We start from the raw sequence: 19,367 nt of genomic DNA on the forward strand, positions 1-19,367 counted from the left end.
ATGCAATCATGGGCATTTATCCTGCAAACGCAGTGGATTAGCAAAATATCACGATATTTCAGCAAGTAACCCTGCGCATTGCGCGTTGCAATCCGCTAAAGGCTGTGAATAAATACGAGGTCAATCTTCATAAAAATGCCATAAAGGCCAGGCGCTCGCCTGAAAAGATCATTGCCATCATGACCGACCTTAAAGATGTTTTAGCCAGGGACATCAGCGCTAGAAGTGAAAACTTGGAAGCGCACCTGATTGCCATCCGCCGTGATATTCATGCGCATCCCGAACTTGGTTTCGATACCCTTCGCACCGCCAATATTGTCGAGCAGGAGTTGCTGCGCCTCGGCCTTGAGCCAAAAACAGGTGTGGGCAGAACCGGTGTGGTGGTCGATATTGTGGGCGATCATCCGGGAAAAACGGTTTTGCTGCGCGCCGATATGGACGCTCTGCCGATTCATGAACAGACAGGACTGCCGTTTAGCAGTATTTATCCGGGTAAAATGCACGCTTGTGGACATGACATCCATACGGCAACGTTGCTGGGTGTTTCGGCGATTCTGTTGCACTATCGCACCCAGTTGCGGGGCACCGCACGGCTGATTTTCCAGCCGGCAGAAGAGACGCCTGAAAGCGGTGCCGAAGCGATGATCGCTGATGGTGTCGCGGAGGGGGTGGATCTGGCGATTACGTTGCATAACAAACCGGAACTGGCAGCAGGGGAAATTGCCCTGACACGCGGGGCGAGCACTGCATCCAGCGACGAATTTGACGTGGTCGTGCACGGTAAATCGACCCATGCCGCGCGCCCTCATATGGGCACCGATCCTATTATTGCGGCCGTGAATCTCATCAGCCAGTTGCAGACCATCATCTCACGCGAACTTGATCCCGCTAATTCTGCTGTGCTGACCATTGGCCATATTCACGGCGGTTCAACACACAACATTATTTCCGACAGCTGTTTAATTCAGGGTACCGTGCGTGCTAAATCGCCTGAAGCCCGCGCGCATATCGAAAATGCATTTAAACGTATCTGTGCCGGCGTGGCCTTATCGCTAAACACCCGCATTGAAGTGAATTATCAACGTGGCGTGCCCCCGCTGATGAATGATGATGCGCTGATTGATGCGCTGGAACCCATTCTCTCACACCAGTTTGGTAAACCGATTGTGGCTAAATCCAGCGCCAGCTTTGGTGCGGAAGATTTCTCACTGTTTACTGAACGCGCACCGGGCTGCCAGATCCACATTGGATCCGGCGCGCCGGGCCGTGACGACCATCTGCATAATTCGGATTACCAACCCGACGAGCGCAGTATTCATGCAGGCACTCAGGCATTAGCCCGATTGGCCATCGATTTACTCTCCTAAAATAATGAAATCTGAGGTTTTATGATGATGCGTAAAGGGCTGTTTACCGCTTCCGCTGGCATGTTGCTGCTGGCTGCTTCTGCACTGGTGCAGGCAAAAGATTTTGGCACACTGAAATTCGCTACCGAAGCGGCTTATCCTCCATTTAACCAGTCCACGCCGAGCGGCAAGATTGTTGGCTATGAGCCGGATATGGTGGCTGAACTGGCGAAACGCGCGGGCTTTAAATATGAAATCGTGGCGCAGAAATGGTCTGGCATGATTCCTGGCCTGGTCGATGGCAAATATGATGCGGTGATCGATGCGGTGACCGTCACGCCTAAGCGTGAAGAGGTAGTGGATTTCACCCATCAATACACCGTGAGCGTATCGGGTTTCGTCACCTTGAAAGGCAGCGCGGTTGATACCTTGCCAGGCAACGGTGAAGTGGTACTGGCGGGCGATGAGGCAGGCATGACCAAAGCGATTGATGCGCTGAAAGCGAAATTCAAAGGTAAAACCATCGCTGTGCAAGTCGCCACCATTCAGGCTGATTTCCTTAATAAATACCTGGCTGATGTCGCCACTATCCGTACTTATCAGGCGGGTCCAGAAACCTTCGCCGATCTGCTTAACGGTCGCGTTGATGCGGTGATGGCGTCACGTACCAACTTGAATGCCTATGTGAAAAAACACACTGATACCGTCAACAGCACGGGTTATGGCTTCTCGGGTGGTGTGTTAGGACAGGGTTCTGCCATTGCCATTCAGAAGAACAACCCAGAATTGAAAGCTGCGCTGGATACCGCGCTAATTTCGATGATCAAAGATGGCACGCTGAAGCAGCTGTCAGAGAAATGGTTCGGCGAAAACGTCGCGCCCGCGGAGTAATGCTAAGCGCTTATGACTATTGACTGGCAACTGTTAGGTTTTGGTGATGAAGGCTGGGGCGGTGTGTTGCTTGACGCCGCCACGGTGACCGTCACCGTTTCATTGTGTGCATGGCTGCTGGGCGCAGTGCTCGGCAGTGTGCTGTGTTGGATGCAGATTGGCGGCGCGCGCTGGCAACAGCGCCTCGCGAACGGTTACATCACGCTGTTTCGCGGCGTACCTGAACTGCTGGTGATCTACCTGTTTTATTTCGGTGGTCGCCAGGTGGTTTCCTTTGTGGGAGAAGCATTGGGATTGCAGGGGCCGTTTGATGTCAACGGCTTCGTCGCTGGCGCTATTGCCATCGGTCTGATCTCCGGTGCGTATCAAAGCGGCGTGTTCCGTGGCGCGTTTTATGCCATCCCGAAAGGCACGCTGGAAGCGGCAACGGTAACCGGTATGGGACGGTTGATGCTGTTTCGTCGCATGATTGTGCCGCAGGCGTTGCGCACCGCACTGCCGGGTATGGGCAATCAGTGGCAATCGGTGATCAAGGAATCGGCACTGGTGTCGGTTACCGGCCTGGTGGAAACCATGAACCAGATTTCCACTGCCTCAAACTCCACGCAAATGCCGTTTTTCTTCTACAGCGCCGGTGCGGTGATCTATTTGATCATCACCACCTGTTCCGATTTTGTTTTCCGCTATGTGGAAAAAGTGGCCATGCGCGGGCAACAACGCGCGCGGTTGTAAGGAGCCACGATGGATTTCACGTTCTTACAGCATACGCTTGCCGCGTTGCTGCGCGGCTTGCCGCTGACACTCAATCTGGCCGTATTATCACTGTTGGGTGGTGGTGTACTGGCTCTGATACTCAATCTGCTGCGTCAGAATCGTTTTGGTAGCGTTTTTGCCCGCTTTTACGTCTGGCTGTTTCGCGGCACGCCGTTGTTAATTCAGATTTTTATGATCTATTACGGACTGGGGAGTTTACCGGCGGTGCGCGAGAGTGTGCTGTGGCCTCTGCTGCGTGATCCCTACTGGTGCGGGTTAATTGCACTGGTGCTGAACGACGCGGCTTACACCTCGGAGATTCTCCGTGGTGGCCTTAACGCAGTGAGCGTTCAATCGCTGGAAGCGGCCAAAGTCAGCGGCATGTCGCGCTTCACGACGCTACGTCGGATTACGTTGCCGTTGGCGGTGCGTCAGGCATTGCCCGCTTACAGTAATGAGATCATTTCAATGATCAAATCGACTTCTCTGGTCAGCACTATCAGTTTGATGGAAATGACCGGTATCGCTGATTCCATCGTGTCGGAGACGTTCCGTGCGCTGGAAGTGTTTATCAGCGCAGCAATTATTTACCTGCTGCTGACAGTGGTGGTAAGTAAAGCCGTGGCGCTGCTGGAGCGTCGTTTGTCCCCTTATCACGTTGGAGCACGTCAATGAGCAAACCCACTATCGCCCTGAGCCATCTCAGAAAAAGTTATAGCGGGCATGAAGTGCTGCATGATATCAGCCTGACGGCGCAGGACGGCGATGTGATTTCGCTGATTGGTGCCAGCGGCTCGGGCAAAAGTACATTACTGCGCTGCATTCCGTTTCTGGAAGTACCGCAGGGTGGTGAAATTGCTGTGGGTGATGAAGTCGTGACCATTGATAACCCTCACGAGAGACTCAGCCGTGAGCAACAGCGCCGCATCAAATTGATGCGCATGCAATTGGGCTTTGTGTTCCAGAGTTTCAACCTCTGGCCGCATAAAACGGTGTTGCAGAACATTATTGAAGCGCCAGTGCATGTGCAGAAGCGCAGCCACCAGGAAGTGCTCGAAGAAGCCGAAGCCTTGCTGCATAAAGTTGGGTTGTATGAAAAGCGCAATGCCTGGCCATCGCAGCTTTCGGGCGGTCAGCAACAGCGTGTGGCCATCGCGCGTGCGCTGGCGCAGCAGCCAAAAGCCATCCTGTTTGACGAACCCACTTCCGCACTCGATCCGGAACTGGTGGGTGAAGTGTTACGTGTCATCCGCAGTCTGGCAGAAGAGGGGCGAACCATGATTATCGTCACGCACGAAATGGGTTTCGCGCGTGACGTGTCGAACAAAGCAGTATTCCTGCATCAGGGAAAAATTGAAGAATCTGGCCCACCACAGCAGGTCTTCGGCGATCCACTATCAGAACGCTGTCGAACCTTTGTAACCAGCCACCTGCAGCGAAATAGCTGACTCCCTTCAAACCCGCATCCAGCGGGTTTTTTTATGACTAAATTCCCCCCTTAACGACATTTTCAGATGGAAAGTTTCATCGTGTAATTTATTAGATATTAAGATGTTTCTTACGATTAATCCTAATATAAAAACCCGCACTGCCTCGCAAAAATAAAATCATTTTAGGAGTACTCCTGGCTGTAATCACAGAATAACTTCAATGACTTAAAGTCAAATATAAGAAATTTCCTATATAAATCAGATCACAAAGATCGATTTGAGCTGTTGCTATATCAAACGCTCCTACGCTATATTCGCGCCGAATCACACAAGGAAAGTGTGCTTAAAGCGTGCTTTCCGCGCTTATCTTACAGGAGTGAATAATGAGTAATTCTTATCAAAATGAAATACCCAAGGCGCGCGTTAACATCAAACTTGATGTTCACACCGGGGGTGCCGCACGCAAAATGGAGCTGCCGCTCAAGCTGCTGGTCACCGGTGATTTCAGCAATGGCCAGGAAGACCGCGTGCTCTGCGAGCGTGAAAAGGTCAACGTCAATAAAAACAACTTTGACAGCGTGCTCGCCGATTTTTCCCCTTCCGTACGCCTGACTGTGGCGGATACGTTAGCTGCTGATGGCAGTGAACAGGCTATCAATCTCACCTTCAACAACATCAAAGATTTCGAACCGGAACAGGTCGCTCGCCAGATCCCGCAGCTCAAAGCGATGCTCGCGATGCGCAATCTGTTGCGTGATCTCAAATCCAATCTGCTCGACAACGTCACCTTCCGCAAAGAGCTGGAAATCATCCTGAAAGATCCGGCCCTGAGCGACGAATTGCGCTCGGAACTTTCTGCGCTCGCCAGCGATAACGGCTGAACCCTTTTAACGGATTAAATAAGAGAGAATGCTGATGTCAGTTCAGAATGAAACCCTGTCTGCCGGTGAAACCACCGTACTTGAAAACGCCGCTGCGGAAGGCGTCTATGCCTCGCTGTTCGATAAAATTAATCTCCATCCCGTCACCTCACTGAGCGATCTGAATGTCTGGCAAGACAATCAGGCGATGTCAGACGCGACTGCCGATGAGCGCGTAACGGCGGCGATGCAGGTGTTTCTTAACCGCTTGAAAATCAGTGGAGAGAAAGTCGAAAAGCTGGATAAAACATTGCTCGATCACCATATCGCTGAGCTGGATTATCAAATCAGCCGTCAGCTGGATGCGGTGATGCATCATGACGAGTTCCAGAAGGTGGAATCGGTCTGGCGTGGATTGAAATCGCTGGTGGATAAGACCGACTTCCGTCAGAACGTTAAACTGGAACTCCTTGATGTGTCGAAGGAAGACCTGCGTCAGGACTTCGAAGATGCGCCGGAAATCATTCAAAGTGGTCTGTACCTGCAGACCTACGTAGCCGAATACGACACGCCGGGCGGCGAACCGATTGGCGCGGTGATCTCCGCCTATGAATTCGATGCCTCTGCGCAGGATATGGCGCTGCTGCGTAATATCTCGAAAGTTGCTGCATCGGCCCATATGCCGTTTATCGGTTCGGCAGGGCCGGCATTCTTCCTCAAAGAAACCATGGAAGAAGTGGCGGCCATCAAAGACATCGGCAACTACTTCGATCGTGCGGAATACATTAAGTGGAAATCCTTCCGCGACACCGATGATTCACGCTACATCGGCCTGACCATGCCGCGCGTACTGGGACGTCTGCCGTATGGACCGGACACCGTGCCCGTTCGCAGCTTCAACTATGTCGAAGAAGTGAGAGGCCCGGATCACGATAAGTATCTCTGGACCAATGCCACGTTCGCCTTCGCCGCCAACATGGTGAAAAGCTTTATCAATAACGGCTGGTGTGTGCAGATCCGTGGCCCTCAGGCGGGTGGTGCGGTGCAGGATTTGCCTATTCATCTGTATGATCTCGGCACCGGTAATCAGGTGAAAATTCCCTCAGAAGTGATGATCCCTGAAACGCGCGAATTTGAGTTCGCTAACCTGGGCTTCATTCCGCTTTCCTACTACAAAAACCGTGATTATGCCTGCTTCTTCTCGGCAAACTCTACGCAGAAACCGGCGCTGTATGACACCGCCGATGCCACCGCTAACAGCCGCATTAACGCGCGCCTGCCTTACATCTTCCTGCTGTCACGCATCGCGCATTATCTGAAGCTGATTCAGCGTGAAAATATTGGCACCACCAAAGATCGCCGTCTGCTGGAGCTGGAATTAAACACCTGGGTACGTGGTTTGGTGACGGAGATGACCGATCCGGGCGATGAGTTGCAGGCTTCCCATCCGCTGCGCGATGCAAAAGTGCTGGTGGAAGATATCGAAGACAACCCAGGCTTCTTCCGCGTGAAGCTGTTCGCAGTACCGCATTTCCAGGTGGAAGGCATGGACGTGAATCTGTCGCTGGTATCGCAGATGCCAAAAGCGAAAGCGTAAGGCGGCTATCCGGAATGAAAATTTACCGTCCGTTATGGGAAGACGGCGCGTTTCTGACGCCGCAACAGTTTCAGCAGCAGGCAATGTGGGACGCGCACCTGACAGGTACCGTTGCTGGCATGACGCTGGCACACCCCTGGGGTGTGCTTTGCGCAGAGTTCGATGATGGCGCGCTGGCGCTGTCAAAGCTGAATGCGACGCGCATGGCTGTCCGCTTTGCGGATGGCTCACTGGTTGATACCCGTCTGGCTGACACACTGCCACCTGTCTGTGAGTTAAATGATGTGACGGACCGGGACAGCGTAGAGGTGGTCCTGGCGCTGCCGCTTATTAACGCCAACGGCGGTAATCTGGAAAACGGTGCGGACAGCGAGCGTCCGCGCCGCTGGGTCGCCACCCGTGAGCGCGTGCAGGAGCTGGCAGGTCACGAGCTGACAGAGATTGCGGTTCAGCGCTTTGCACTGCGCCTGCGGTTGGCGCATCAGGAAAACGCGGCGTATCTGACCTGCCCGGTTGCCCGTCTGGTTCGCAACGCGCAGGGGCAGTGGATGCGCGACGGCACGTTTATTCCACCTATGCTGTCACTGGCTGCGAGCCCGGTGCTGGTCGCGGCGCTGGGTGATCTGCTTCATCGCCTGCAGGCGCGCCGTCAGCGTCTGATGCAGCTGCGCCGCGAGAGTAACGAACGCATGGCGGATTTTGCCGTGTCAGACGTTTCCCTGTTCTGGCTGCTCAATGCGCTTAACAGCGCTGAGCCGGTGCTGACCGAGCTGTACCAGTCACCGTCGCGCCATCCTGAACTGCTTTATCGAGAGCTGGTGCGCCTTGCGGGCAGTCTGCTGACGTTTTCCCTGGAGAACGCGCCGGACGATATCCCGGCCTACCGACACAACATGCCAGAGCAAGTTTTCCCGCCGCTTTTCACGTTGCTAGATACGCTGCTGGAGGCGAGCCTGCCTTCCCGCGTGATTGCCATCGACCTGGAAAAACAAGGCGTGCTGTGGAAGGGCAAACTTCACGATGCGCGCCTGCGCGAAGGGGCGGATTTCTACCTTTCCGTGCGCTCCTCTCTGCCGAATCACGAACTTCAGGCGCGCTTCCCGCTGCTGTGCAAGGCAGGCAGCCACGACGATGTTTCTGAGGTGGTGAATATCGCGCTGAGCGGCATGGCAATCCGCCCGCTGCCACATGTCCCTGCGGCCATCCCGTTACGCCTGGAAAATCAATACTTCGCGCTGGATCTCTCAACGGATGCGGCCCGGGCAATGCTGGCCTCCGGTGGCTGCACCTTCTACACGCCGGAATCTCTCGGTGAGCTGAAACTGGAACTCTACGCGGTGCTGCGCTCATGAATAATCCCAACACACTGACAGAGCGACTGTTTTTTCAGGGCTGGCTGATGGTGAGCCAGCTGCGCTGCGGACAGCAAATTGAAAACGGTGACGCGCTTTACCGCCGGGCGGCGGGCTGGGTGAAGTCAGCCCGCGAGGCGCTGACAGAGGCCGGATTCAGCGACGCCAGCCGTGACCACATGCTGTATGCCTTCAGCGTGCTGCTGGATGAGGCCGTGCTGAACAGAGAAACTCAGGACGATGGCTGGCTGCGCTGGACCCGTGACCCGCTGCAGGTGCGCTTCTTTGGCTCACTGAACGGCGGTGAAGCGCTTGGGATCGCATCCGCACCGTATTGAACGAACCTGCACCAGACGTCACCGTGCTGACCTGCTTCTACCGCACCCTGCAGCTGGGGTTCGTCGGACATTACCGCGCGCAGGATGATGAACGTCGTGAAGACGTTGTGAATGCGCTGGCTGCCCGCGTGCCGCCTTTTGCGCTGCCGGAAGATGCGCCGCTGGTGGTACGCCCAGCAGGTTTGCGCACCGGACGCCGCTTTTACTGGCTGAGCTGGGTGGCGGCAGTGGTGCTGCTCGGCGGGCTCTGGTTCTTACTGGAGTCAACTCTGGCAGAGATGGTGTCGCGCATAGCAGGTGCACAGTAATGGTCCGACCCGATTCACGTCAGGGCCTGACGCTGCTGGCAGCCGTGCTCGCGATCCTGCTGCTGGTGGGTTTTTGGGGACTGAAGCCGCTGAACACGGTGGCGCTCTGTGTGCTGGTGCTTTTAGTGGCCGGTTTTATTCTATGGCGTCTGCAGCGCAATGTCGCTGATGACCGAACGGTGAATGAAGCCAACATGCCGCCTGAAACCTATCGTGGGCCGGTGATTCTGGTGACGGGGGATACATCGCCGCTGTTTAGTGATCTGACCCATCGCGAGACCCGGCAGGGTGGTACCTGAACGTGCGCCAACCAGCTGAACTGCCCGCGCTGGCAGAACGGCTGGCACAGCAGTATCCGGCATTGTTACCTCAGCTTTCAGTGATGCTGGCGATCATCCCCGGGCAGCACACCTCCGCTGACGTATTGACGCAACAGCAGAGTGGGTGGCTGCGGGCCTTTTTACAGTGCCGACGCGTGCTCAAAGGGTTGCCGCCACTGTGGACGGTGATATGGGGTTCGTCTGTGGATGAGCGCACGCACTGGTTCAGCCTTACGCCAGACCATCCGCAGTTTCAGTTTCATCCTGAAAATGACGCCCGCCTTTCGCTGGCGGAGTGGGTCAGCCGGGATCCCCTTCATTTTCATCACGCGCTCAGACTGCAAAGTCTGATGCAGTGGTATGTGGGGCAGTTCGCGGGTTCGCACACAGCGATCCCCTGCCAGATCGGCGTCTGTCTGACGCCGGTGCCGTCGCTACCGGGCAACTTGTGGCAGCAGCATGCCACTCAACTGACCACGCTGTTGCCTGAAAACAGCACATCCCAGCTTGCACTGCCGATGCCGGATGGGCTGCTGTCCGGTATCCCACTGCAGCAGGGTATCAGCCGCTGGCTGCGCACGGCGCGCCTGGCGGGCCTGGCTTTCGGCCTGTTTCTGGCGCTGGCCATGCTTGCTTCCTTTATTCATAACCAGCGCTTCGTGCGCAGCGTAGCCGATCACCTTGTCCTGTGGCGCAGCCTGCCGCAGGGCGCTGTTGCGGCTAAAACGCTTGCACGCGAAGAGCTTATCCGTGACCGCATGCAGCTGGATGCCTGGCAGCGCAGCGGTGAGCCACTGCGGTATGGCGTGGGGCTTTATCAGGGGATGCGGCTCATTGCGCCGGTCAACTCGGCCATTCACCGCTGGGCACCGCCGCCCGCGCCTGCACCGGTCATTCAGCAGGTGATGCAGGGCCCACAGACGGTGCGGCTCGACAGTCTGTCGCTGTTTGACTCTGGAAAGTCTGCGCTGAAGCCTGACTCGACAAAGCTGCTGGTCAGCTCGCTGGTGGATATCAAAGCCCGGCCCGGCTGGCTGATTGTAGTCGCCGGCCATACCGACAGCACCGGCAATCCGCAGAGCAATCAGATGCTCTCGCTGAAGCGCGCCGGAGCGGTGCGTGACTGGATGCGTGATACCGGCGATGTGCCGGAGAGCTGCTTCGCGGTGCAGGGCTACGGCCAGAGCCGCCCGCTTGCAACAAACGATTCGGCGGAAGGGCGTGCGCTCAACCGCCGGGTCGAAATCAGTCTGGTGCCGCAGGCGGACGCCTGCCGCGTGCCGGACGTACAAACCCGGTCATCACAGGATGATGGCCATTCTCAGTCTGAAAAGGAGTAACAACATGGCAATTCCGGTTTATCTGTGGCTGAAGGACGACGGCGGCGCGGACATCAAGGGTTCAGTAGATGTGCAGGACCGTGATGGCAGCATCGAGGTGGTGGCGCAGGAACATAACCTGTACATCCCGACCGACAACAACACCGGCAAGCTGACCGGCACCCGCATCCACACGCCGTTCCTGTTCACCAAAGAAATCGACTCGTCCAGCCCATACCTCTACAAGGCGGTGACCACCGGTCAGACCCTGAAGTCGGCGGAGTTCAAATGGTATCGCATCAGCGACGCAGGCCAGGAAGTCGAGTACTTCAACACCAAGCTTGAGAACGTGAAGGTGGTGAAGGTGAATCCTGTCATGCACGACATCAAGGATCCTTCCAAAGAGAAGCACAACCATCTGGAGATGATTGAGCTGCGCTACGAAAAAATCACCTGGACCTACAAGGACGGCAACATCATTCATTCCGATTCCTGGAACGAACGCGCCACCGCGTAAGCCCGTGCGGACGGTTCGCCGTCCGCTTTTCAGGTGTGCGCCTGCGTGCGGGTGCAGCCCTGAAAAACACACTGATGTACAGATACCTCAGACCTTATGGGCCTCGGTTAACGGCCAGGGGCGGTAGCGTGCCTGAAATGGAGAGAACACCTATGGAACACCAGTCTGCAGCGCTGCTGCGCCGCCTTAACCCCTTCTGCGCCCGCGCGCTGGAGGCTGCCGCCTCGCTGTGCCAGACCCGCGCACACGTGGAAATTTTCCCCGAGCACTGGTTGCTGAAGCTGCTGGAGCAGGGAGAGGGCGACATCACGGTGATGGCGCGTCGCTATGAATGGGACATGGACGGCGTCTGGCAGGGGCTGCTGGGCTTCCTGGACGGTCAGCCTCGCCTGGTGCGTAGCCGCCCGGAGCTTTCGTCCCGTCTGCACCACCTGCTGAAAGAAGCCTGGCTGGCTGCCTCAGTGGATGGTGAGTATCGCATTCGTAGCGTGCACCTGCTGACAGCCATTGTTGGCAACCACTCGCTGACTCGCTGTGACGCACTCTGGCCCCTCCTCACCCTGAGCCAGCGCCAGATGACGGCGTTGCGTCCGCTGCTGGACGCGCAGTCTGACGAGCGGCCCGATGCGCTACAGGCGGACGAACCTCTGCGGAGCCTGAGCGCAGAGGAGGGCGAGCCATCTGCGCTGGTGGGCGCTACGCCTGCTGCCGGCTCTGAAGCGCTGTCTCGTTTCACCCGCGACGTCACTGCCGACGCGCGAGACGGGAAAATTGACCCGGTGTACGGGCGCGATAATGAAATCCGCCAGATGGTGGACATCCTCTCGCGCCGCCGCAAGAACAACCCGATTATGGTGGGCGAGCCGGGCGTGGGCAAAACTGCACTGGTCGAGGGGCTGGCGCTGCGCATTGCGGAAGGCAACGTGCCAGTCAGCCTAAGTACGGTCAGCGTGCGCACCCTTGACCTCGGCATGCTGCAGGCGGGCGCGGGCGTGAAGGGCGAGTTTGAGCAGCGCCTGAAGAACATCATTAAGGAGGTGCAGCAGGCTGAGCAGCCGGTGCTGCTGTTCATCGATGAAGCCCACACGATTATAGGCGCAGGCAATCAGGCGGGCGGCGCGGATGCGGCTAACCTGCTAAAGCCCGCGCTGGCACGCGGCGAACTGCGCACCATCGCCGCTACGACCTGGAGCGAGTACAAGCAGTACTTCGAAAAGGACGCCGCATTGGAGCGCCGCTTCCAGATGGTGAAAGTCGATGAGCCGGACGACGAGACCGCCTGCCTGATGCTGCGTGGCCTGAAGTCGCGTTACGCTCAACACCATGGCGTTCATATCACCGATTCCGCAGTGCGTGCCGCCGTCACGCTGTCCCGCCGCTACCTGACCGGCCGCCAACTGCCGGATAAGGCGGTGGACCTGCTCGATACCGCGAGCGCCCGTGTGCGGATGAGCCAGGACGCGGTGCCGGAAGCCATCACGCAGTTGCGTGCCCGTACGGATGCGCTGAATATTGAGAAGCGCGCTATCCTGGATGATGAAGCGCTAGGCGGCAGCGTTCAGGAAACGCGCATGCATGACATTCTGCGAGAGCTGGCCCGCGCTGACGAACGTCTCGAACAGCTGGAGCTGAGCTGGGTGGCCGAGCGCGAGCTGACGCAGACGCTGCTGGCCAGCCGGCAGGATGCCACTCAGCAGGCGCGCCGCGCTGAACTTCAGTCCGCCCTGCACACGCTGCAGCAGGGCGAGCCGCTGATGACGCTGGACGTGGACGCACGCACGGTGGCGGGGGTGATTGCCGACTGGACCGGAGTGCCGATCTCCTCATTGATGAAGGACGAGCAGACGGAGCTGCTGACACTGGAGAAGGCGCTCGGAGCGCGCGTGGTCGGCCAGCCGGTGGCGCTGAACGCCATTGCACAGCGCCTGCGCGCGTCGAAAACCGGCCTTACCGCCGAGAACGGGCCACAAGGTGTGTTCCTGCTGATCGGCACCAGCGGCACCGGCAAAACTGAAACCGCGCTGGCGCTGGCCGACGTCCTGTACGGCGGCGAAAAGTCGCTGATTACCATCAACCTCTCCGAGTATCAGGAGGCGCACACGGTTAGCCAGCTCAAAGGCTCACCGCCGGGCTACGTGGGCTACGGGCAGGGCGGCGTGCTGACCGAAGCGGTGCGCAAACGCCCGTACAGCGTGGTGCTGCTTGACGAGGTGGAGAAGGCGCACCGCGACGTGATTAACCTGTTCTATCAGGTGTTCGATCTGGGCTTTATGCGCGACGGCGAGGGGCGGGAAATTGACTTCCGCAACACCGTTATCCTGATGACTTCTAACCTCGGCAGCGACGCGCTGATGCAGAAGCTGGATGAACAACCGGACGCCAGTGAAGCTGACCTGCAGGAACTGCTGCGCCCGGTTATCCGCGACCATTTCCAGCCCGCGCTGCTGGCGCGCTTCCAGACGGTGATTTACCGCCCACTGGCTGCTGAGGCGATGCGCACCATCGTCGAAATGAAGTTCGGCCAGGTCAGCCAGCGGCTACAGCGCCACTACGGCCTGCGCACGGAGATTTCGGACGCGCTGTACGATGCTCTGACCTCTGCATGCCTGCTGCCGGACACCGGCGCACGCAACGTCGACAGCCTGCTCAACCAGCAGATTCTACCGGTGTTGAGCCAGCAGCTTTTGCAGTATCAGGCCAGCGGGAAGTTGCCTAATAGTCTCAGTCTGGACTGGGATGAAGAGGATGGTGTCCTGATGACTTTTGAGAATTTCATTCATGAACAAAACTGAAAGAGACGCGGCAGCCAAAGAAGGTAGCCTGCGGTTGATGAGTTCAGGGGAAATCATGCTTGCCAGGAAGGTGTTCAGGGACAAAATTGATTATCACAAGGTCTGGATCCACAAAGACAGCTATCTCCCGTTTGGTTTGCAAAATGAAGCTGTTGCCATGACGCCAAAGGGCGAAATATATTACCGTCCGCCACTTTACCGGAACGATTTTGCTGACCCGGCTCAGAGTGACCTTGCCGATAGATATACTTTTATTCACGAGCTCAGCCATGTATGGCAGCGCCAAAAGGGAATGTGCGTGATATGCAGGGGGCTCATAAGCTGGCTGGCGAGCTATCGCTATGAACTGGATGGGCGACTACTGAGTGAGTATCCGATGGAGCAACAGGCACAAATTATTGCAGATAGTTTTCTACTGGCGAGTGAGGGGTATAATACATTTATGGAGTACCGGCGTCGTAGTTATGTCACGCTGGACGGCAACCTGGATGAGTCTCTTATTTCGCAGAAATATAAACATGCGTTGAGAGGATTCCCTTGGTGAATATACCTCAGAGAATAATTAGTTGCAGGTTGGCTTTGTTAGTAATCGTATTTCTCCTGGCAGGATGTCTAGGAGACAGGTTCACGCTTTCAGATAATGCTCCTCTCAGCATAGATGCTGACCACATCTGCTTCACTGTATTAAAACCTGATGATTATACACTTTCATATTTTGACCTCTTTGAAAGAGGAAATCGGAACTCTGTTAAGTACCCAGAAATAGCAGAATACAAAACCGATAACAGCCTGCTTCTTTGCTTGGCTGAGGATACAGCAAGCGATTCAGAAATTGTTTATGTTGCGCAGTTTGGTCTGACGACACAGACCAAACGTAAACCGATTCGGAAATTCTCTGTGGCTTTCAAAGCTGAAAAAACGGGATTTGTCAGTGTTCCGCTGCTGCAAAACGAAATCAGTTATTACATGGGGCGGGGATATTAGCGGTTCAGTTTATCAACGGATTGACTCGCACTAATTTCATACAGAGGGCGTTTCTTCGTCTTATGAGTAATCAGGCTATGTGCGTTATCTGTCGCGGTATGCTCAGTTTTATAGCTACTTATGCTTATGATCTTGACGGCCGACTATTGAGTGAATACTCGATGGAGCAACAGGCTCAAATAATTGCTGATAACTATATTCTTACTGAGTGGGGATTTGGCCGATGGAATGAGTTAAGGTTGTATGACCATGTCAAATCTGTTAGAGCGTTGAGTGTGCGTGAAGCCTGTTTAGCTTATATGAAAAAATTAAGAGGTTTTCCATGGTGAAATCTATGAAATTATATTTCATCGTCATATTCACTTGCTTCGCTATAGTCGGGTGTACTTTGGGAGAAGATCCTGTCGGATTTGAACGCGATGCCGACATGATCGTTATTAATGATATGCTATGTATAAATATCCCCCAAAATAAAGCGTATTATTTCAGTGTGGTTTCAGTGATGAACAAAGATGATTCAGGGTTTAGGGAAACAATTAATGGAAGCGAGCTAATAGCAGTAAGTAATAAACGTTGCATGCCATTATCTTGGTTACCTGCATCAGAAAAAAAAGAATATATTATTCATTATGGTCTATTGTCCAAGCTGGAAACGCTTCCATCCTTTAGAAAAGTAGCGTCCATAAGGTTGAAGAATAATCGGGTCTATAATTTTCCATTAAAAAGCGTATATTATTTCCCAGGCTTTATCTCTGAGTGAGATTATGTTGACGGGAAAACGGAATTTTAAATATCGTTAGCAAACGAACTTACCCAGCCTCTTCTCGATGAAAGGTATAGATGTGTTCTCTGAGTTTTTCTATGTTGAAGGATGATTTTATCCCAAGAATAAATTGGTTGCCTGTAGTTGTTGCTTTTATCATAACGGGTTGTGTTGGAGACAAGGTTACGTTTTCTGAAGTAGCTGAAGTTGAAGGTAAAAGAAATAAAGTATGTTTTAAAGTCAAGCGCGCCGATGATGTTACAGTGGGAAACGTAACAATTTTTAAACGGGGGCAAAGCGAAAATAGAGAGTTTGTGGGAAGGAATGCTGTGGAGGTAGTCGATAATGAGTATGTATGCTTAAACGATTTTACTTCCATGGATTTAACTAAGGGGAAGTTTATTGTCAGGTTTGTTGTAAAACAGAGTGGGAATCGACAGAATCTAAGGATTTTCTCCACGACGATGGAGTTTAAAGATGGAAATTTTGTGAATATTCCATTGCAACAGGATGAGGTTGTGCATCATCTTGGCAGAAGAATTTGATTGATTTTAAATACTCCCTCCTATCAAATTTATATAATGCATAAAGAACAAGGTAATTATTTTCAGGTGTGCCCTTGATATTAAAAAACTGTTCTTTACTCATGGTGTTTGTATTGTCAGGATGTATTGGCGATAAATTCACACCTTCTCAGAAAACATTGGTCAGCAAAGTTGATGGACGCATATGCTTCACTGTATTAAAACCTGATAATTATTCATCTTCATATTTTCACCTCTTTGAAAGAGGAAATCGGAACTCTGTTAAGCAGCCAGAAATAGCAGAATATAGAACCGATAACAGTCTGCTTCTCTGCCTGACTGAGGACATTATCAACAGTTCAGAAATTGTTTATGTTGCTCAGTTTGGTCTGACGACTCAGACCAAACGTAAACCGATCAGGAACTTTTCCGTGGCTTTTAAAGCTTACAACACGGGCATTATCAGTGTTCCTCTGCAGCGAAACGAAATCACCTATTACATAGGTCGGGGATATTAGCTTTTTGTTTCATTAAATGTCTGACTGTTTCAACTCAATAAACTGAATTCTTATCTAACCCGCATTCCTGAAAGGGATTGAACCATCCGTCATCACGGAGCGAATGACAATGACCCCAAGTGAAATGTTACTTAGCGCATCATCGGTTTTATCATCTACCCTGAATCGCTACTCTCTTCAAATTCCTGCCTGTAATTCTGTTATTGATGTTGAAAGTCTGAACGGTACGGAAGCGCTGAGCGCGAATTATCACTATGACGTGCTTTTCACCAGCCCGGATAAAGACATCTCGCCGGAGCAGATGCTGCGCAAGTCGGTAACGCTGACCATGGGAACTGGCTCACTGCTTGAACCCGAATCGCAGAAGGTTGTTCACGGTTTTATCACCGACTTCCGCCGTCTCACGGGTTCCGCCGACCAGGTCAGTTATCTCATTATTATTGAACCCCGCTTTGCGCTTCTGGATAAGCAATACCGCTCACATCGCTTCTTCGTGAATAAATCTGTGCCGGAAGTCGTTGGACAGATATTGGATGAGCATGGTTTTCAGGGGTGGGAATATGAGTTCAGCCTGAAGCATAACTATCCCAGAAGAGACCAGATTAACCAGTATCAGGAAAGTGACCTGAAGTTTATTCAGCGTCTGCTGTCCGAAATCGGCATCTACTATTACTTCACACTTCAGCCTGACACGCAGACTGAGGTCATCCGTTTTGGTGACGCGCAGAGCGCTTATTTCGATCAGAAGTCGCTGCCGCTGAACAGCCCCTCGGGCCTGGAAGACAACGCTCAGGAATCTGTCTGGAACCTGAATCTGACCCATAGCGTGGTTGAAGCGGGTGTGATAGCAAAGGATTACAACCACCGTGAGGCACAGCGCGTGCTGCGGTCAGTAAAGGCCGATATGACGCGGGGTGATGGTGAAAATATCTCATACGGGGAGGTTTATCACTATCGTCCCCGCCATCCCTACAGCGGCGATAAGTTTGCTCCAGAGACCGAGACCGCAAACTTTTATGCCCGTCTCGATCATGAACGTTTTCTCGCCCGGCAGACGCTGATATCCGGTATTTGCAACGATGCATTTATCAGCCCCGGGCACGTTTTATCGGTTACCGAAACAGGCATACCCACTCTGCCTGCACAGTTGCAGAGTCCCGTTTTAATCACCCAAATCAATGTCAGTGCGAGCCGACGTTCGGCCTTCCAGGCCACGCTGAATGCTGTGCCTTACAGTGAGACGCTTTGCTGGCGCCCCGCACTGCTTGCTCGTCCTAAAGTCAGCGGCACCATGACGGCCCGCGTGACCAGTGCGAAAGACAACGACATCTATGCCTGGCAGGATGCATCCGGGTTATACCGTGTGGTGTTTGATGCGGACGAGGAAGATAGAGAGCGCGGCCTGGAAAGTATGCCCGTTCGCCTCGCGAAACCTTATGGTGGAGATATGTACGGCTTCCACTTCCCGCTGATACAGGGGACGGAGGTGGCAATAGCGTTTCGTGAGGGAGACCCGGACCAGCCGTATATTGCTCATGCGCTGCATGATTCACGGCATGTGGATCACGTCACCGAGAAAAACAGCACCCGAAATATTATCCGTACGGCTGGGCTAAACAAGCTGCGCATGGAGGACAAGCGTGGTGAGGAGCATATCAAGCTCAGCACTGAGTATGGAGGCAAGACGCAGCTCAATCTTGGTCATAACGTAGATGCGTCAGGAAAACTAAGAGGAGAGGGTGCTGAACTTCGCACGGACAAGCACATAGCGGTGCGGGGTGGGGCCGGATTGTTTATCTCTGCAGATAAACAGCCTAAGGCACTAGGGCCAATACTGGAAATGCAGGCGGCAATGGAGAGGCTTAAACAGTCTGCTGAACAGATGGACTCCCTCTCTAAAGATGCACAGTCCGCGAAAGCGGAACCAGCACAAATAGAGGCGCAGCTTTCTTTCATGCGCGAACAAATTAAAGAATTGAAAGAGGCCGTTGCGGTGTTGAGTGCTCCAGAGGGGATTGCTTTAACAAGCGGTAAGCATTTGCAACTGGCAGCGCGGCAAAATCTCACGTTCAGCGCTGGTGCTGATACTGATATTGGCATTGTAAAACGATTGTTTGTGGGGGTTGGCCAGGGGATGAGTCTGTTTGTCCGAAAATTAGGTATTAAGCTTATCGCTAACCAAGGCCCCGTAACTATTCAGGCGCAAAATGATCAACTCCAATTACTGGCACGGCAGGGGCTGGAAATAACCAGCACAGAAGATGAAATTCATATTGTTGCTAAGAAGAAAATCGTTCTGAATGCAGGGGGATCCTACATTACCCTTGACCCGTACAAGATTGAATTAGGTACCAACGGTGATTGCAATATTAAAGCCGCCGACTTTGCTTACAGTGAACCAGCCAATATGGATGCCAGCCATCCAGAATATCCGGCGCTGCAAGAAAATGTAAAACAATCGCTGCGTTTACATATTCCACAGGCACCTAATGCCCCTGAAATAAGCTGGGCTGGCATGCCATATTCCCTTTTTGCAGATGGATCGCTGGTTAAATCAGGCGTACTGGACAAGAGCGGCCAACTCCCAATTGACCATCAAGTGGTGACCAGAGAGTACACACTGGAAATGGCTAACGGTGTGCGTTATCAAATCCCTGTTGTTGATGCATACAGTAACCCGGAGCAGGGCAAACTGGCTAATCTTGGGTTCCATCATCATCCGTCGATGGCCAGTTCTGACATTAATACGCCCGAT

The 19,367-nt window shown here is 53.7% G+C and carries 19 protein-coding genes and 1 pseudogene; all 20 read left to right on the forward strand.

Annotated elements, in window-relative coordinates:
- The first annotated feature begins 179 nt into the window (after positions 1-179).
- Positions 180-1,367, forward strand: coding sequence for a M20 metallopeptidase family protein (locus HA45_RS18625; RefSeq protein WP_100700375.1), 1,188 nt, complete (start codon positions 180-182; stop codon positions 1,365-1,367).
- Between the two features lie 21 nt (positions 1,368-1,388).
- Positions 1,389-2,237 carry a transporter substrate-binding domain-containing protein gene (locus tag HA45_RS18630; RefSeq protein ID WP_240629180.1) on the forward strand — a complete coding sequence of 283 codons (849 nt, stop codon included), beginning with the start codon at positions 1,389-1,391 and terminating at the stop codon, positions 2,235-2,237.
- 12 nt (positions 2,238-2,249) lie between these two features.
- Entirely contained in the window at positions 2,250-2,969 is a 720-nt protein-coding gene (locus tag HA45_RS18635; protein ID WP_100700376.1) for an ABC transporter permease, read from the forward strand.
- Positions 2,970-2,978: 9 nt separating this feature from the next.
- Positions 2,979-3,665 (forward strand): ABC transporter permease, encoded by a 687-nt coding sequence (locus HA45_RS18640; protein ID WP_100700377.1) that lies wholly within the window; start codon positions 2,979-2,981, stop codon positions 3,663-3,665.
- Positions 3,662-4,438, forward strand: a complete 777-nt coding sequence (locus HA45_RS18645; RefSeq protein WP_100700378.1) for an ABC transporter ATP-binding protein — start codon at positions 3,662-3,664, stop codon at positions 4,436-4,438. The genes HA45_RS18640 and HA45_RS18645 overlap by 4 nt, the downstream gene beginning before the upstream one ends.
- A gap of 365 nt (positions 4,439-4,803) precedes the next feature.
- Positions 4,804-5,301, forward strand: coding sequence for a type VI secretion system contractile sheath small subunit (tssB, locus tag HA45_RS18650; RefSeq protein ID WP_100700379.1), 498 nt, complete (start codon positions 4,804-4,806; stop codon positions 5,299-5,301).
- 28 nt (positions 5,302-5,329) lie between these two features.
- Complete coding sequence (gene tssC / locus HA45_RS18655; protein ID WP_100700380.1) at positions 5,330-6,877, forward strand: type VI secretion system contractile sheath large subunit; 1,548 nt, start codon at positions 5,330-5,332, stop codon at positions 6,875-6,877.
- Between the two features lie 14 nt (positions 6,878-6,891).
- Positions 6,892-8,229 (forward strand): type VI secretion system baseplate subunit TssK, encoded by a 1,338-nt coding sequence (tssK, locus tag HA45_RS18660; RefSeq protein ID WP_100700381.1) that lies wholly within the window; start codon positions 6,892-6,894, stop codon positions 8,227-8,229.
- Positions 8,226-8,875, forward strand: a pseudogene (gene tssL / locus HA45_RS18665) (type VI secretion system protein TssL, short form). Before tssK ends, tssL begins: the two are co-directional and overlap by 4 nt.
- Positions 8,875-9,174, forward strand: coding sequence for a hypothetical protein (locus HA45_RS29145; RefSeq protein WP_366557353.1), 300 nt, complete (start codon positions 8,875-8,877; stop codon positions 9,172-9,174). The pseudogene tssL and the gene HA45_RS29145 overlap by 1 nt, the downstream one beginning before the upstream one ends.
- A 2-nt stretch (positions 9,175-9,176) precedes the next feature.
- Complete coding sequence (locus tag HA45_RS18670; RefSeq protein WP_366557354.1) at positions 9,177-10,535, forward strand: OmpA family protein; 1,359 nt, start codon at positions 9,177-9,179, stop codon at positions 10,533-10,535.
- Positions 10,536-10,539: 4 nt separating this feature from the next.
- On the forward strand, positions 10,540-11,031 hold the full coding sequence (hcp, locus tag HA45_RS18675; protein WP_100700382.1) for a type VI secretion system effector Hcp: 492 nt from the start codon (positions 10,540-10,542) through the stop codon (positions 11,029-11,031).
- A 137-nt stretch (positions 11,032-11,168) separates the two neighbouring features.
- Positions 11,169-13,823, forward strand: a complete 2,655-nt coding sequence (gene tssH, locus HA45_RS18680; protein ID WP_420849030.1) for a type VI secretion system ATPase TssH — start codon at positions 11,169-11,171, stop codon at positions 13,821-13,823.
- Positions 13,810-14,367: an ImmA/IrrE family metallo-endopeptidase gene (locus HA45_RS18685; RefSeq protein ID WP_100700384.1), complete on the forward strand. Its 558-nt coding sequence runs from the start codon at positions 13,810-13,812 to the stop codon at positions 14,365-14,367. Before tssH ends, HA45_RS18685 begins: the two co-directional genes overlap by 14 nt.
- A 35-nt stretch (positions 14,368-14,402) precedes the next feature.
- Positions 14,403-14,807 (forward strand): putative T6SS immunity periplasmic lipoprotein, encoded by a 405-nt coding sequence (locus HA45_RS18690; RefSeq protein ID WP_128598993.1) that lies wholly within the window; start codon positions 14,403-14,405, stop codon positions 14,805-14,807.
- A 62-nt stretch (positions 14,808-14,869) separates the two neighbouring features.
- The gene (locus tag HA45_RS18695; protein WP_128598994.1) at positions 14,870-15,136 is read left to right on the forward strand and encodes a hypothetical protein; all 267 of its coding nucleotides are present in this window, start codon (positions 14,870-14,872) and stop codon (positions 15,134-15,136) included.
- A gap of 5 nt (positions 15,137-15,141) precedes the next feature.
- Positions 15,142-15,567 (forward strand): putative T6SS immunity periplasmic lipoprotein, encoded by a 426-nt coding sequence (locus tag HA45_RS18700; RefSeq protein WP_100700386.1) that lies wholly within the window; start codon positions 15,142-15,144, stop codon positions 15,565-15,567.
- Positions 15,568-15,668: 101 nt separating this feature from the next.
- Positions 15,669-16,115, forward strand: a complete 447-nt coding sequence (locus HA45_RS18705; protein ID WP_100700387.1) for a putative T6SS immunity periplasmic lipoprotein — start codon at positions 15,669-15,671, stop codon at positions 16,113-16,115.
- Between the two features lie 101 nt (positions 16,116-16,216).
- On the forward strand, positions 16,217-16,612 hold the full coding sequence (locus HA45_RS29150; protein ID WP_366557356.1) for a putative T6SS immunity periplasmic lipoprotein: 396 nt from the start codon (positions 16,217-16,219) through the stop codon (positions 16,610-16,612).
- Positions 16,613-16,721: 109 nt separating this feature from the next.
- A partial coding sequence (locus HA45_RS18710; RefSeq protein WP_436405009.1) for a type VI secretion system Vgr family protein occupies positions 16,722-19,367 on the forward strand: 2,646 nt, incomplete at its 3' end.

Source organism: Pantoea rodasii, from assembly GCF_002095465.1.
In the GTDB taxonomy this organism is placed as follows: Bacteria; Pseudomonadota; Gammaproteobacteria; order Enterobacterales; family Enterobacteriaceae; genus Pantoea; species Pantoea rodasii.

What these genes read in the sequence shown, in the direction of transcription:
- HA45_RS18705 (WP_100700387.1), top strand. Translation starts at nt 15,669, where the DNA reads ATGTTGAAGGATGATTTTATCCCAAGAATAAATTGGTTGCCTGTAGTT.
- HA45_RS18625 (WP_100700375.1), top strand. Translation starts at nt 180, where the DNA reads ATGACCGACCTTAAAGATGTTTTAGCCAGGGACATCAGCGCTAGAAGT.
- HA45_RS18645 (WP_100700378.1), top strand. Translation starts at nt 3,662, where the DNA reads ATGAGCAAACCCACTATCGCCCTGAGCCATCTCAGAAAAAGTTATAGC.
- HA45_RS18635 (WP_100700376.1), top strand. Translation starts at nt 2,250, where the DNA reads ATGACTATTGACTGGCAACTGTTAGGTTTTGGTGATGAAGGCTGGGGC.
- tssH (WP_420849030.1), top strand. Translation starts at nt 11,169, where the DNA reads ATGGAGAGAACACCTATGGAACACCAGTCTGCAGCGCTGCTGCGCCGC.
- HA45_RS18685 (WP_100700384.1), top strand. Translation starts at nt 13,810, where the DNA reads ATGAACAAAACTGAAAGAGACGCGGCAGCCAAAGAAGGTAGCCTGCGG.
- HA45_RS18700 (WP_100700386.1), top strand. Translation starts at nt 15,142, where the DNA reads ATGAAATTATATTTCATCGTCATATTCACTTGCTTCGCTATAGTCGGG.
- HA45_RS29150 (WP_366557356.1), top strand. Translation starts at nt 16,217, where the DNA reads ATGGTGTTTGTATTGTCAGGATGTATTGGCGATAAATTCACACCTTCT.
- tssB (WP_100700379.1), top strand. Translation starts at nt 4,804, where the DNA reads ATGAGTAATTCTTATCAAAATGAAATACCCAAGGCGCGCGTTAACATC.
- HA45_RS18695 (WP_128598994.1), top strand. Translation starts at nt 14,870, where the DNA reads ATGAGTAATCAGGCTATGTGCGTTATCTGTCGCGGTATGCTCAGTTTT.
- HA45_RS29145 (WP_366557353.1), top strand. Translation starts at nt 8,875, where the DNA reads ATGGTCCGACCCGATTCACGTCAGGGCCTGACGCTGCTGGCAGCCGTG.
- tssC (WP_100700380.1), top strand. Translation starts at nt 5,330, where the DNA reads ATGCTGATGTCAGTTCAGAATGAAACCCTGTCTGCCGGTGAAACCACC.
- HA45_RS18640 (WP_100700377.1), top strand. Translation starts at nt 2,979, where the DNA reads ATGGATTTCACGTTCTTACAGCATACGCTTGCCGCGTTGCTGCGCGGC.
- tssK (WP_100700381.1), top strand. Translation starts at nt 6,892, where the DNA reads ATGAAAATTTACCGTCCGTTATGGGAAGACGGCGCGTTTCTGACGCCG.
- hcp (WP_100700382.1), top strand. Translation starts at nt 10,540, where the DNA reads ATGGCAATTCCGGTTTATCTGTGGCTGAAGGACGACGGCGGCGCGGAC.
- HA45_RS18630 (WP_240629180.1), top strand. Translation starts at nt 1,389, where the DNA reads ATGATGATGCGTAAAGGGCTGTTTACCGCTTCCGCTGGCATGTTGCTG.